Source organism: Pseudoselenomonas caprae, assembly GCF_008271345.1.
In the GTDB taxonomy this organism is placed as follows: domain Bacteria; phylum Bacillota; class Negativicutes; order Selenomonadales; family Selenomonadaceae; genus Selenomonas_A; species Selenomonas_A caprae.
The window spans coordinates 166,517-179,070 of record NZ_VTOZ01000001.1 but is presented as its reverse complement, the minus strand read 5'-3'; the positions used below and the strand labels follow the sequence as shown (position 1 = coordinate 179,070).

Sequence of the window (12,554 nt, the reverse complement as noted above, 5' to 3'; positions counted from 1 at the left end):
TATCAGCGGTAATTTTATCGGAATATGTATTATTGTACCGTATTTGCGTGTGACTGGCAAATTTCCTGCCTGTCATTTTCCCCGCCCGGCATCTCCACATCATCCAGGATGCCCAGCAGCGCCGCAATCGCAATGCCATAGTTCGACATCGGCACGCCCTGCCTGCGGCACGCTTCGACGCGGCTCAGTACATACTTGCGATTGAACATGCACGCCCCGCAATGGATGACAAAATCAATGCCCGCCTGCCGCAGGTCCGCGGGAAAATCGCGGCCTGCTGTCACCGTGATCTCCAGCTGCCCGCCCAGGCACTTGCGCAGCAGCCGCGGCAGCTTCACCCGGCCGATGTCTTCGTTCAGCGGCCGGTGGGTACAGGCCTCAGCAATCAGGATATGCGCATCAGCCGGAAGCTCCAGCAGCTTGCGGGCCGATGCGGCAAAATAAGCAATATCGCCCTTATAGCCTGCAAACAGCACGGAAAATGACGTCAGCCGGCTCGCTGCCGGTTTCTGTGCATGGACACTGCGGAATGCCTGCGAATCCGTGATGATGAGCTGTGGCGGCTCCTTGAGCAAAGCCAGCGTCGCTGCCATCTCATCCGTCGTGCAGCAAAGCACATGACAATGCCTGTCCAGCAGCTCCCGCAAAGTCTGTACCTGCGGCAAGATCAGCCGCCCCTTCGGTGCCTGTATATCCTGCGGCATGACCAGCAGGACTGTATCGCCTGCAGCACAAAGCCCTGCGGTGATGCTCTCGGCCGCATAATCCTCTGGCAGCTGGCGGATCATTTCTGCCCGCAGCGCGTCCAGGCCGCTCTTTTCCGCAGCACTCACCACCAGCGGCGTCAGGCCTGTCTGTTCCTGTATCCTCCGGGATAGCTCCTGCCCACCATCAGCCCGCACATCGGCCTGGCTGACCACAGCTACCACAGGTGTCTTCGCCGCCTGCAGGCGCTTTATCCACTCGCACTCGCCAGCCATATCCTCATCGCTGAAAAGCACCAGCGCAATATCTGTTTCCTTGGCGGCCTGCTCGGTCCGGCCCACACGCAGTGCGCCGAGCTCCCACACATCATCGAAGCCGGCCGTATCGATGAATACCACTGGTCCGATGCCATGAAGCTCCATCGCCTTGTAGACCGGATCTGTTGTCGTCCCTGGTACAGCCGACACCGTTGCCACCTGCTGCCCCGTCAATACATTGACCAAACTCGACTTGCCACTGTTGCGCTTGCCAAACAGGCCGATGTGCAGCCGGTTGGCCCGCGGCGTATCATTAAGACTCATTTCTACTCACTCCTTGCGTCCTTCTTCTTATTCAGTATAGCACAGCCCCATCAAAATATGATACACTGTATGGGTACATCAACAGAAACAAAGGAGTCTTCATCCATGAGTGATTATACGAACTTCCAAGTAGGAGAACGCTTCCCGCTGCCCATCAAGAACCAGCAGGATGGCGGCATGTTCCAGATTGATGCCAACGGCAGCATGTTCATCCTGCAGCTCTCGCGCACTGACGTCATCGCCACGGAAGCCTTCCGCACGGGCAAGATGGAGCTCGCGCTCTACGAGCAGGATGGTCTGCTGTTCTTCCTCTATCAGATTGACGGCATCTTCAAGGAAGGCTGGGGCGATGCGCCCTTCTCGCTTACGGGCATCAAGCCCGAACTCATGCCGACCGAGAAAAGCCTGCGGGACTCCGTACTGCATCTCTATCTTGTCGACACTACTCTGCAGATCTTGCTGGCCCAGCGTGAGGTCCAGGTAAACGAGAAATTCATGTGCATCCTGCGCAAGCACGTCAATCACCAGCAGCAAAAACCGCTCTCCCCCGAAGGCTATCGCAAGAAAGTCCAGCAGATCTGGGCCCAGAAGACCTCTGCACAAATGCGTGAACAAGCCTGTGCCGTCCAGGAAGTCAAGCTCGACATCACCGTTCCCCAGCCGCCACAGAACCTGCACTGAATAAAGGCATAAAATAAAGGCGCCGCCTGCACGATAAAACAGGGACGCCATTCTTACATATTTTGTTACGCGACACCTTCAGCCACGTTGTTATCAATCTCACGGCTATCGAGCCATTCAGCTACTGCCTGATACTCTGCAGATTTGCGGTCTGACAAAGTCCGGCCGACCACGTCATGATTTTCAGCATAAGCTTTAAAACCGGTATGGCCCATCAGTTTAGCTGCTTTCGTGAACTGTTTTACGCGGACGGGAATAAACACATCTTCCATCCACTGAGAATAAATTTGCACTTTCATGATAATCTCTCCTTGTAACAAAAATCCTGATTGCAATTGATCGAATTGATGAAATAACCCTCCACATTATCTCGACCAATTCCCAATCATGCAAGTACAATCCTCTGTCATTGCTCTTCTGTTGCAAGTTATATCGTTGATTATCACGAAAAACTTAAGCTCACGTAACAAAAATATGTAAAATCCTTAATCCACTTTTGATATCACTTTGTACTCTTATTCTACTACCACGCAGGTATCATGTCAATAGATTTGTTAGAATATTTTTTATAGTCGATAAATAGTCTTTATCAACTTAATCCAGCTCGATAACCTTGCGTTTCCGCCCCGCCAATTGCAGAGTCGTTGTATAGCCAAATCCCTTCGCGTAATCAACAGCTTCCTGGTTATACGCGCCACAATCCTCCGGCTTATGGGCATCGGAGGTCGTGATGATCGGCAGGTCATATTTCGCTGCCAGCCGCATGAACTCTGGATACGGGGAAATCTCGGCAATCGGATAGCGGTACAGCGTCCCCGTATTTACGTCGACAATCATATCCGCTTGCTTGAGTGCCTTGACCGCCCGCTCGAGATACGGGGTCACATCAAAATCAGGCAGGAACTTGAACAGGCGGATATTGAATGGATGACCGAGCACATCATACAAACCAGCCGCAGCCAGCTTCTCGATTTCCTCCGTATACCATTCGTAGATATCTTCCAGCGGATGATTTTCCCATTCCGCCTTGATCTCCGCCGAATCATACGCCCAGCCATGCAGGAAATGCACGGAGCCGATCACATAGTCAAACGGATACTCCCTGAGGATATCCCTGACCTTTCCCTGATCCTGGAAGTTGCAGACCTCAATCCCGGTCCGCACGGTATGCGTCTTGCGCAGCTCCGCCATGAAGGCAAAATATTCATCGAGCGTATACTTGAATTTGTTCGACTTGAGCCACTGCTGCTGGAACCGTCCGATGAACGAATCATCGAGCACCAGGTCCTCATAGTAGAGCTCCTTGAATTCCGGAAATGTATGCGAATGCTCGGAAATGCCGATTTCCGCCAGTCCCCGTGCCTTGGCCGCCGTGAAGAAGCCTTCCACCCAATCCTTGTCGTAGGCCCCCTTCTCAAAATGCATATGGTAATCGATCTTCATCGTATCAACCTCCCCATCAAAAAACCTGCAACCCCATTGTAGCATATCCGCTCACGAAGTTACAGGTTTACACCATTTCTTTACTTGTCGCAGAGTCCCTGCTGGATGAGCTGGCCAACGGCCTGCATGACACCACCAGCGGTATTGGACGGTGCTGCAAAACGTGCCAGGGATCTGATGGCCGGCTGGGCATTTGCCACAGCAAAACTATAAGCTACTGCCTTCAGCATATCCGCATCGTTGGCATAATCGCCAAACGCCGCACATTCCTCAGCTTCCAGCCCCAGATAGTGCTGCACCTGCTTGACAGCTGCGCCCTTGTTCACCCCCGGGGCCATGACATCCACCCAGCGGTCGTCCGCATAGGCAATCTGCACCCGCGCACCGAATTCCCTGAGCTGCGGGCAGATCCGCTGCTTTGCCCGCCCCTCCGGCACAAAAAAGGCCAGCTTGAGCACCTCATCGTCCACTGCCGCCCAATCGTCCACCAGCTCCCACCACGTGCCATAACGTGCCAGCTCGGCCCGCAGCCGCATATCGATCTTCCTGCGGCGCAGATAAGCGGCCCGCTTGCCCCCGAGCAGGACGCAGACCTGCTCATCTGCCGCAAACCTTGCCAAAAGATCTGCCGCCAGCTGCCGCTCCAGCGCACACGAAACAATCTCCTGGCCCCGATACTGAGCCAAGGCTCCATTTTCCGCGATGAACAGGAATTCCTCCTGATAGGGGGCAAACAGCGTCAGCAATGATGGATACTGGCGCCCGGAGCACGGCGCAAAGAGGATTCCGCGCGCATGCAGCTGCTGGATCATATCATCAAAACCTGCGGGCAAGCGCCCCTTGTCATCCAGCAATGTCCCATCCATATCCGACAGTATCAGTCTGATCATCGGCAGCCTCCTGACACAAACTCCGTGCAGAACAATGTTCCGCACGGAGTTTCCTGCTTATTCGCCACGCCGGCCATGGTACAGGCACCACGGCTCCTCTGACATATAGTCGCCCTCATGATAATAGGCTGCACGTGCCCGGCAGCCGCCACAGCCCCCCTTGTACTGGCAAGTACCGCAGCCGCCGCTGTAATCCAGCGTGCGGAGTTTCTGGAGCACCTCATTGTTCGCCCAGATCTCATCAAACGGCGTCTCGCGCACATCGCCGAGCTCCATATTGAGGTAGGCGCACGGCTGCACCTTGCCTCGCGGGCTGATGATGCAGTAGGACAGTCCCGCCAGGCAGCCGCGATGGAAACGGCTCTTGACACCAAGCTGATCGGCAATGCGCAGGAACTGCGGCGCACACGTCGGCTTGAGCTCGATGTCCACCTCTTCCTGCTTCTTCATGATGCGTGTAAGCACGCTCTCATACTGCTCTGCCCGCAGCGATTCTTCCTCGATGGTCTTAGCTCGCCCCGTTGGCACGAGGAAGAAGAAATGGACAGCCTTGGCACCAAGCTCGACGGCGAAATCAACCATAGACTCGATTTCTGCCTGATTCCAATCCATGATTGTCATATGAATCTGGAACGGCAGGCCAACTGCCTTGCAGTTCTTCATACCTTGCACCGCGCCATCCCAGCCACCGGGGAAGCTGCGGAACTTATCGTGCTTTGCCTTGTCGAGGGAGTCCAGAGAGATGCCCATGCCACGCGCACCGGCCTCAGTGAGCTTCTTGGCCACCTCCGGCGTGATCAGCGTACCATTCGTGCCGAACACCGGGATCAAGTGCAGATCCGACGCATACTTCACGAGCTCAAAGATATCGGGGCGCGTCAACGGCTCACCGCCCGAGAAGATCATAATCTTGAAACCGGCCTTGGCAATCTCACGCAGGAGTTTCTTGGCCTCCTCGGTATTCAGCTCTTCCTCAGCCTTGCAGCCCGCATCACGGTAGCAATGCGCACAGTACATATTGCAGGCATTCGTCGTATTCCAGGAAATGATTTTCATCTTACTTGCCCTCCGTCAGACCGATTTCCTCATCCGTGAGGTAGCAGGACGGATCAGATTCCCAGAAGTCTCCCGTGACTGCCTCAGCCCGCGTGCGGAAATTGCCGTTGCAGTTGTCCAGCCATCTGCACTTGGCACAGCGTCCCTTGAGAAGATGCTTGCGGTCTTTGAGGCCAGCCATGATGGGATTGGATACATCCGACCAGATATCGCCGAACTTGCGGTCACGCACATTGCCGAACGTATGGTGCTGCGTGAACTGATCCGGATGCACATAGCCCAGCGGGTCGACCTCGCCAAACGCGATGCCCGAACGGTTGCCACCATTCATCGCGATATACTTCTTGATCTGCTCAGCCACCTTATCCTCGCCAGCAGCCAGTGCCTTGAGATACATATAGACGCCATCGCAATGGTTGTCTACGGTCAGGATTTCCTTCTCAAGACCGCGCTCCTCGAAATCCTTCGTGCGGCGGATGATCGTATCCATTGCCCGGCGGGATTCCTCTGCCGTCACATCCTGATCCACCATGTGCTCGCCACGACCCGAATAGACCAGATGATAGAAGCAGACACGATTGATGTTCTCGCGCTCGATGAAGTCAAAGATATTATCGAGTTCCTTGATGTTGTGATGGTTGATGGTAAAACGCAGGCCCACGCGCTGGCCAACTGCCACGCAGTTCTTGATGCCCTGCATGGCTTTCTCGAAAGCCCCCTCGACCCCGCGGAACTTGTCGTTGACATCCTTGAGGCCATCCAGGGAAATGCCGACATAACCCACGCCGATATCCTTGATGCGCTGCGCAACTTCACGGGTGATCAGCGTACCATTCGTCGACAGCGTCGGACGCACACCTTTCTGCTGCGCGTACTCGGCCAACTCGAAGAAATCCGGCCGGATCAGCGGCTCGCCGCCCGAAAACAACAGTACCGGCACATGGAAATCTGCCAGATCATCGATGAATTTCTTGGCCTCCGCCGTCGTCAGCTCGTCCTTATATTTCTGCGCATCCGAGCCCATATAGCAATGCATGCATTTGAGATTGCAGGTTTTCGTGGAATTCCAGACAACGACCGGCCCCATCCCTTCCGCTGCTCCATTGCGCATCGTATGGGCATTCTTCGTATACCGCAGGCCATCGCCAAAATAATCGCGGGCAAATAAAAGCTTCGTTACACTGATCATTATTTCGTACTCTCCTAAATCACACTGAATCACACACAAATCAGACGTTGGCGCACTCCGCACGGATACCATCCAGCAGCAGGCGCGTCTTCATCGCCACATTCTCCTGGAACGAGATATTGAGCTTGCTGAATGCCGCCGCTTGATAAATCGAATGGAACATCTCCGCGATAAGCTCTGCCGGCACATCACTGCGCACCTCGCCCTTTTCCTGTCCCTCACGCAGGATACGCTCAAAGATCACCTTGAACCCTGGCGAGAGAACCTTCGTCTGCTTATCGCTCCCCTCCGGCAGGCCGGAATGGTCAGCTGCCGACAAAAACAGCGGCAGCACATAGCGGTTCTTATCCAGGAAGGCCGCCGTGATGCGGCAGCCAGCCTCCAGGAGGTCTCTGGCCGGCCGGTTCTGGGCGCGCAATTCCTTCAGCTCCGTTGCCACCTCGCGCACCATTTCCTGCATCAGCTGGACAAGGATTTCCTCCTTGGACTGAAAGTAATTGTAGAACGTTCCGATGCCCAGATCCGCGGCATTCATGATATCTGCTACGGAAGTCTCCTTGAATCCCTTGTGGCTGAACTGCTCCACAGCCGCAGCAAGGATGGCCTGGCGAGAGAGCATTTTCTTTCGCTCCCGGCGCCCCATCTTCTCCTCCATCTCCATCGCTCTCCTAACTATGCCTGCATTTTGTATTAATGCTCATTCTATATTATCGTTCTCTTTTATTATAATCGAAAACGATTTCGCTGAAAAGAGAAAAATGAACTATATTCATAATTTTACCAACAACTGCATCCACCAGAAAACAACCGAAAAAAAATTTTAAAAGAAATCACAAAAACTGTTGACATATCCCCCTGCCAGTGATATTATAATATTCGTTGATTGCGACAGCAGTCAGCAAACAGAATATCAACCATGACTCAGTAGCTCAGCTGGATTAGAGTATTTGACTACGAATCAAAGGGTCGGGGGTTCGAGTCCCTCCTGGGTCACCATTTTGACTGATAAGTCCTTATTCCTTCGGGATAAGGGCTTTTTTGTTTTTCCAGACTGAACACAGCAAAAACGTGGCTATTGCACCATACCAGGCAACAGCCACGTTTTTGTTATCTATTTCTCTTCGGGAACATACCAAAGCCCCTTATTGTTTTTCTGCATGTACTCTTTGAACTCCACCGAATGATAGGCATCAGCGATATCCTTGACCCACTTGGCATCCTTGTCTTTCTCACGCACCACGAGCTGGAGCAGCAGGTGCGGCAGGATGTCTTCGGTCAGCAAGGCAGTCTGCGGATCGATTTTGGCATTATAGACAATCGATCCCGTGATCACGATGAAATCGAAATCCGTGCGCACGGCAGGGATGTTGAGGGACTTCATCTCCGTGAAGCGCAGATTATACGGATTTTCAATGATATCAGCCTGGGTTACCGTCGACAGGTCTTTCTGGGGATTGAGCTTTATCCAGCCAGCCTTCTGCAAGAGTGCATAGGCGCGGGCAGTATTGGCCGCATCATTGGGCACCGCGATATGGTCGCCGGCGGCAATCTCCTTCAGGTCCGACTTCTTGCCAGGGTAAATCCCTGCCGGCACCGTGGGAATCGGCGTGATAGCTGCCAATTTGCCCCCCTGCTTCTGATTGAAGTTTTCCATATAAGCCGTGTGCTGCTCGACATTGAAGTCCACTTCGCCATCGTTGAGCACCACATCCGCCTGCAATAGATCCGACATATCCTTTCCGACCAGCTTATAGCCCTTCGCTTCCAGGATCGGCTTCACGCCCTGTTCAAACAGTTCCGAGTATGGCCCCTGGGATTTGCTGTATACCAGTTCTTTCTTGTCCGCACCATTATCGCTCTGCGAGCCGCAGCCTGCTGCCAGTAAAGCCGTAATCGCCAAAGCGGCTGCTATCCATTTTCTAAGTTTCATGATTTATCATCCTTTCCCCAACATAATGTCAATGACCGCGGGCTTTCGCCGCAAAGAAATTTCCTGCCGACTGGATCAGCTGTACGAACACCACGAGGACAATGACCGTAAACAGCATCAACGGAAAATTCATGCGCTCGTAGCCATAAGTCAGTGCCAGATCTCCTACACCGCCAGCACCGATAGCCCCAGCCATGGCCGTGGCTCCCAACAGGCCGATTGTTCCCGTCGTCACCGATAAGATCAGCGATGCTTTCGCCTCCGGCAGCAGGAAATACCAGATGGTCTCCCAGTAGGATGCCCCCATCGATTTAGCCGTTTCAAATATCCCCGGGTTGACCTCCAAAAAAGAGTTCTCAAACAAGCGGGCCAGATACGGCGTGATGAATACCACCAGCGGCACCAATGCCGCCGTAGTACCGATGCGTGTTCCCACGAGCATCTTCGTCAGCGGCAGGATGAAGACCAGCAGGATGATGAACGGCACACTGCGTACGGTATTCACCACAGAATTCACGAGCACGTAGATGCGCCGGTTCGGGATAAGCCCCTGCTGACGGCTCACCACTAAGGTCACGGCAATAAATAACGCCAACATCGTGCCAATGGCCAAGGCCACAAAGACCATATATAAAGTCTGCTCTGCCGCCAGCACCAGCTGCTCCGGCGATACTCCAAGTTCTATCATACTGCCACCTCCTGCCAGGCTACTTCATGACTATCCAAATACTCGGTTGCAGCAGCCAAAGACTTCTCCGAGCCAATAAATTTCACAATGAATATCCCCAAAACCACATGCTGCAGTTCCGTTACAGCAGCAAATAAGACACTGCTTTCCACCGGAATCCGGCGATTTATGTTATAGAGGATATTTTCCTTTGCCACATTCCCCTGGAACCGCAGCTTGAGCAATTTATACGCCCGCTCCTCCTGCTGCAAATCTGCCACCAAGCTTTCCGGCAATACATCGGGAATGACTGTCCGCACAAATCGCTGGGTAATCGGCCGCTGCGGATTGCCAAACACGTCGAGCACCGCTCCCTGTTCCACGATTTGGCCGTTCTCCATCACCGCCACCCGGTTGCAGATGCGCTGCACGACTTGGATCTGATGGGTAACCAGGATAATGGTGATCCCCAGCTGCTGATTGATCTGTGCCAGCAGCTGCAGAATGGATTCCGTAGTATCCGGATCCAGCGCACTGGTCGCCTCATCGCAGAGCAGGATTTCCGGATTCGTAGCCAAAGCACGGGCAATCCCCACACGCTGTTTCTGCCCGCCCGACAGCTGCCACGGATAGGCATCCTTCTTGCCCTCGAGCTCCACAAACGCCAGCAATTCCTCCACCCGCGCAGCTATCTGTTCTGCCGGTGTATGATTGAGCCGTAACGGGATGGCAATGTTTTCATAGACCGTACGCGATTCCAGCAGATTGAACTGCTGGAATATCATGCCGATCCGCTTGCGCCCCCCACGAAGTTCCCCCTCTGTGTAATCGCTCAGCTTGCGTCCATCCAGCTTGACATAGCCCTGATCTGGCACCTCCAGCGCATTGACCATCCGCAGCAGCGTGGATTTCCCAGCGCCACTGAACCCGATGATCCCCCAGATCTGCCCTTTCTCTATCGTAAGCGACACATCCCGCAAAGCCTCCACAGTCTGTACATCACTCACAAAGCGCTTGCTGACATGCGAAATCTCAATCATGCTGCCACACCTCCTGCCTGAGTGCCTCCACTGCCAAACGTGCCATATATGCCGCGGCGGGATAAAGCGCCTGCGGATTGGCAACGAACTTCGGATTATGGTTGACCGGTCCCAGCCCGGTACCGATGAGGGAAAACATCCCGGGGATATCATCCAGATAATAGGCAAAATCCTCACCGCCCAACGATGCTGCTGCTTGACGCACGGTAAGGCCTGCCTTCTGTGCCGTTTGCCGGGCAAAACCATAGAGCTTCTCATCGTTGCTGGTCACTGGCGGGCCAGCTGTATACCGGACCTTGGCCGTCCCGCCAAAGGTCGCTGCCACGCCCTGCGCGATTTCCTCCAGCCGCCGCTGGATAAACGCCCGTGTCTCCGGCGTCTGGGTACGGACAGTTCCCTCCAGCTGCACTTTGCCCGGGATGACATTCCAAGTGTTGCCGCCATGGAACTGGGTGACGGTAACTACCGCTGCCTCCAGCGGACTTGCATTGCGGCTGACGATGCTCTGCAGGCTCGTGACGAAGGACGATCCCATGAGGATGGTATCCGTTCCCCGTTCCGGATGCGCAGCATGGGCGCCCTTGCCCTCGAAGTCCACCTCGAACCGGTCTACCGCCGCCATGACTGGGCCAGTCATGAGCCCGACCTCGCCCACGGGAAACAATGGCGACGTGTGCAAGCCGAAGATTGCCCGCACGCCGTCAAGGACGCCTGTTTCCAAGATCCTCTTCGCCCCACCTGGTGCTTCCTCTGCCGGCTGGAAGATCAGCAGCACCTTCCCGGAAAGCTGCGCCTCCTGCTTTTTCAGCAGCAAGGCCGCCCCCAAAAGAGCAGCTGCATGGAAGTCATGGCCGCAGGCATGCATTTTCCCTGGCCGCTGTGACCGATAGGGCAAATCTGTCTGCTCATCGATCGGCAGCGCATCGATGTCAGCCCGCAAAGCTATCAACGGTTCTCCCTGACCGACCTCTGCCACCAGGCCAGTTGCCAGCGGCAGATCCAAGATGTGGATCCCTGCCGCAGCCAGGACATCCTTCAAGCAGACTGTCGTCTCATATTCTTCATAAGACAGTTCCGGGTGCCGATGCAGCCAGTAAAACGTCTCCGTGATTTCCTGCTTTATTTTCTCTTCATAGCTATTATCCGGCATGATCCCGCCTCCTTTATTCATACTTATCATATATGTTATGTCTATATAATAACATATTATCCCCCTTTGTCAACATAGATGTGAAAAATATTGTTATTTTTACCAGATAATGTAAACTTTATTCTATATTATCCCTTCCCTTGTGTTTATGAAGAGTATTTTCCAGCCTTTTTTATTGACTTTTATGAAAAACAGCTGTAACATTGTAAACAATCTACGAAAGGAAGGCATTCATATGAAATCATTCGAAAGACTCAGTGCATTCATCTCTAAGTATATGGCTGTTTTCGTCATTCTCGTGGCAGCCATCGCCCTCATCGCCCCCTGGACATTCAAGTGGGCTGCGCCCAAAATCACCATCCTGCTCGGCATCGTCATGTTCGGAATGGGCATGACCCTGCGCCTGCGTGACTTCAAGCTCGTATTCCAGCGCCCCAAGGACGTCTTTGTCGGCGCCTTGGCCCAGTTCACGATCATGCCGGCACTGGCCTGGCTGCTCGCCAAAGGCTTCGGCCTGCCGCCAGAGCTTGCCGCAGGCGTCATCCTTGTCGGCACCTGCCCGGGCGGTACCTCTTCCAACGTCATGACGTACCTGGCCCGCGGCGACGTCGCCCTTTCCGTCTCCATGACGATGACCACCACGGTGCTTGCACCAATTGTCACGCCGCTCCTTACCTGGTGGCTGGCTGGCGAATGGGTTGAGATCTCCCTCGCCGCCATGATGATGTCCATCGTACAGGTGGTCATCCTGCCGATCGTCCTCGGCATCGTCATCAACAGTTTCTTTGAAGAAACCGTACAGAAAATCGTCAAGCTCCTGCCGCTTGTTTCCGTTGTGGCTATCGTACTGATTGTCGGCGGTGTCGTGGCCGTAAGCTCCCAGCGCATCCTAGAAACCGGCCTGCTGATCATGCTCGTCGTCATGCTGCACAACCTGCTTGGCTACAGCATCGGTTTCCTCATCGCCAAGGCACTCCATATGAACGTGGCCAAGGCCAAGGCAATCTCCATCGAGGTCGGCATGCAGAACTCCGGTCTTGCTACCTCTCTTGCCATGCTGCACTTCGGTGCCGCCGCAGCTATCCCAGGCGCCATCTTCAGCGTCTGGCACAACATCTCCGGCTCGCTGGCTGCCAACTATCTTTCCAGCCACATGAATAAGGAGCCAGAAACTCCCACCTACGAAACTGCCAACGCAGGCAGATAAAACAAAAACGTGGCG

General features: G+C 54.2%; 13 protein-coding genes and 1 tRNA gene. 3 read left to right on the top strand and 11 right to left on the bottom strand.

The window, feature by feature from the left end:
• Nucleotides 1–29: 29 nt before the first annotated feature.
• Nucleotides 30–1,286, bottom strand: a complete 1,257-nt coding sequence (hydF, locus tag FZ041_RS00790; protein ID WP_149188208.1) for a [FeFe] hydrogenase H-cluster maturation GTPase HydF — start codon at nt 1,284–1,286, stop codon at nt 30–32.
• 105 nt (nt 1,287–1,391) lie between these two features.
• On the opposite strand from hydF, the gene FZ041_RS00785 reads away from it, so the two are divergent.
• Nucleotides 1,392–1,967 (top strand): hypothetical protein, encoded by a 576-nt coding sequence (locus FZ041_RS00785; protein ID WP_149188207.1) that lies wholly within the window; start codon nt 1,392–1,394, stop codon nt 1,965–1,967.
• A gap of 65 nt (nt 1,968–2,032) precedes the next feature.
• Here the strand turns inward: FZ041_RS00785 and FZ041_RS00780 are convergent, their stop codons facing one another.
• The 6 genes from FZ041_RS00780 to FZ041_RS00755 form a co-directional block, all read right to left on the bottom strand.
• Nucleotides 2,033–2,266, bottom strand: a complete 234-nt coding sequence (locus FZ041_RS00780) for a hypothetical protein (RefSeq protein WP_075444554.1) — start codon at nt 2,264–2,266, stop codon at nt 2,033–2,035.
• A gap of 295 nt (nt 2,267–2,561) precedes the next feature.
• Nucleotides 2,562–3,410 carry a histidinol-phosphatase gene (locus FZ041_RS00775; protein WP_149188206.1) on the bottom strand — a complete coding sequence of 283 codons (849 nt, stop codon included), beginning with the start codon at nt 3,408–3,410 and terminating at the stop codon, nt 2,562–2,564.
• 80 nt (nt 3,411–3,490) lie between these two features.
• A complete protein-coding gene (locus FZ041_RS00770) occupies nt 3,491–4,300 on the bottom strand; it encodes a Cof-type HAD-IIB family hydrolase (RefSeq protein ID WP_149188205.1) in 810 nt (269 codons plus the stop codon).
• Between the two features lie 57 nt (nt 4,301–4,357).
• The gene (nirJ2, locus tag FZ041_RS00765) at nt 4,358–5,356 is read right to left on the bottom strand and encodes a putative heme d1 biosynthesis radical SAM protein NirJ2 (protein ID WP_149188204.1); all 999 of its coding nucleotides are present in this window, start codon (nt 5,354–5,356) and stop codon (nt 4,358–4,360) included.
• A 1-nt stretch (nt 5,357) separates the two neighbouring features.
• Complete coding sequence (gene nirJ1, locus FZ041_RS00760) at nt 5,358–6,545, bottom strand: putative heme d1 biosynthesis radical SAM protein NirJ1 (RefSeq protein WP_075444546.1); 1,188 nt, start codon at nt 6,543–6,545, stop codon at nt 5,358–5,360.
• Between the two features lie 40 nt (nt 6,546–6,585).
• Entirely contained in the window at nt 6,586–7,200 is a 615-nt protein-coding gene (locus FZ041_RS00755) for a TetR/AcrR family transcriptional regulator (protein WP_082336262.1), read from the bottom strand.
• A 263-nt stretch (nt 7,201–7,463) separates the two neighbouring features.
• Here FZ041_RS00755 and FZ041_RS00750 point away from each other — a divergent pair.
• Nucleotides 7,464–7,541 (top strand) — tRNA-Arg (locus FZ041_RS00750).
• Between the two features lie 115 nt (nt 7,542–7,656).
• Here the strand turns inward: FZ041_RS00750 and FZ041_RS00745 are convergent.
• From FZ041_RS00745 to FZ041_RS00730, 4 genes are read right to left on the bottom strand one after another with little or no spacing between them, the layout of a single operon-like run.
• Nucleotides 7,657–8,475, bottom strand: a complete 819-nt coding sequence (locus tag FZ041_RS00745; RefSeq protein ID WP_075445386.1) for a MetQ/NlpA family ABC transporter substrate-binding protein — start codon at nt 8,473–8,475, stop codon at nt 7,657–7,659.
• Between the two features lie 28 nt (nt 8,476–8,503).
• Entirely contained in the window at nt 8,504–9,163 is a 660-nt protein-coding gene (locus FZ041_RS00740) for a methionine ABC transporter permease (protein WP_075445388.1), read from the bottom strand.
• Nucleotides 9,160–10,182, bottom strand: coding sequence for a methionine ABC transporter ATP-binding protein (locus tag FZ041_RS00735; protein ID WP_149188203.1), 1,023 nt, complete (start codon nt 10,180–10,182; stop codon nt 9,160–9,162). The genes FZ041_RS00740 and FZ041_RS00735 overlap by 4 nt, the downstream gene beginning before the upstream one ends.
• A complete protein-coding gene (locus FZ041_RS00730; protein WP_149188202.1) occupies nt 10,175–11,332 on the bottom strand; it encodes an amidohydrolase in 1,158 nt (385 codons plus the stop codon). Before FZ041_RS00730 ends, FZ041_RS00735 begins: the two co-directional genes overlap by 8 nt.
• Nucleotides 11,333–11,567: 235 nt before the next feature.
• Between FZ041_RS00730 and FZ041_RS00725 the strand changes: the two genes are divergently transcribed.
• On the top strand, nt 11,568–12,539 hold the full coding sequence (locus tag FZ041_RS00725) for a bile acid:sodium symporter family protein (protein ID WP_149188201.1): 972 nt from the start codon (nt 11,568–11,570) through the stop codon (nt 12,537–12,539).
• Nucleotides 12,540–12,554: the final 15 nt, after the last annotated feature.

Coding starts and splice junctions, on each gene's coding strand:
- hydF (WP_149188208.1), bottom strand. CDS start 1,286: ATGAGTCTTAATGATACGCCGCGGGCCAACCGGCTGCACATCGGCCTG.
- FZ041_RS00785 (WP_149188207.1), top strand. CDS start 1,392: ATGAGTGATTATACGAACTTCCAAGTAGGAGAACGCTTCCCGCTGCCC.
- FZ041_RS00780 (WP_075444554.1), bottom strand. CDS start 2,266: ATGAAAGTGCAAATTTATTCTCAGTGGATGGAAGATGTGTTTATTCCC.
- FZ041_RS00775 (WP_149188206.1), bottom strand. CDS start 3,410: ATGAAGATCGATTACCATATGCATTTTGAGAAGGGGGCCTACGACAAG.
- FZ041_RS00770 (WP_149188205.1), bottom strand. CDS start 4,300: ATGATCAGACTGATACTGTCGGATATGGATGGGACATTGCTGGATGAC.
- nirJ2 (WP_149188204.1), bottom strand. CDS start 5,356: ATGAAAATCATTTCCTGGAATACGACGAATGCCTGCAATATGTACTGT.
- nirJ1 (WP_075444546.1), bottom strand. CDS start 6,545: ATGATCAGTGTAACGAAGCTTTTATTTGCCCGCGATTATTTTGGCGAT.
- FZ041_RS00755 (WP_082336262.1), bottom strand. CDS start 7,200: ATGGAGGAGAAGATGGGGCGCCGGGAGCGAAAGAAAATGCTCTCTCGC.
- FZ041_RS00745 (WP_075445386.1), bottom strand. CDS start 8,475: ATGAAACTTAGAAAATGGATAGCAGCCGCTTTGGCGATTACGGCTTTA.
- FZ041_RS00740 (WP_075445388.1), bottom strand. CDS start 9,163: ATGATAGAACTTGGAGTATCGCCGGAGCAGCTGGTGCTGGCGGCAGAG.
- FZ041_RS00735 (WP_149188203.1), bottom strand. CDS start 10,182: ATGATTGAGATTTCGCATGTCAGCAAGCGCTTTGTGAGTGATGTACAG.
- FZ041_RS00730 (WP_149188202.1), bottom strand. CDS start 11,332: ATGCCGGATAATAGCTATGAAGAGAAAATAAAGCAGGAAATCACGGAG.
- FZ041_RS00725 (WP_149188201.1), top strand. CDS start 11,568: ATGAAATCATTCGAAAGACTCAGTGCATTCATCTCTAAGTATATGGCT.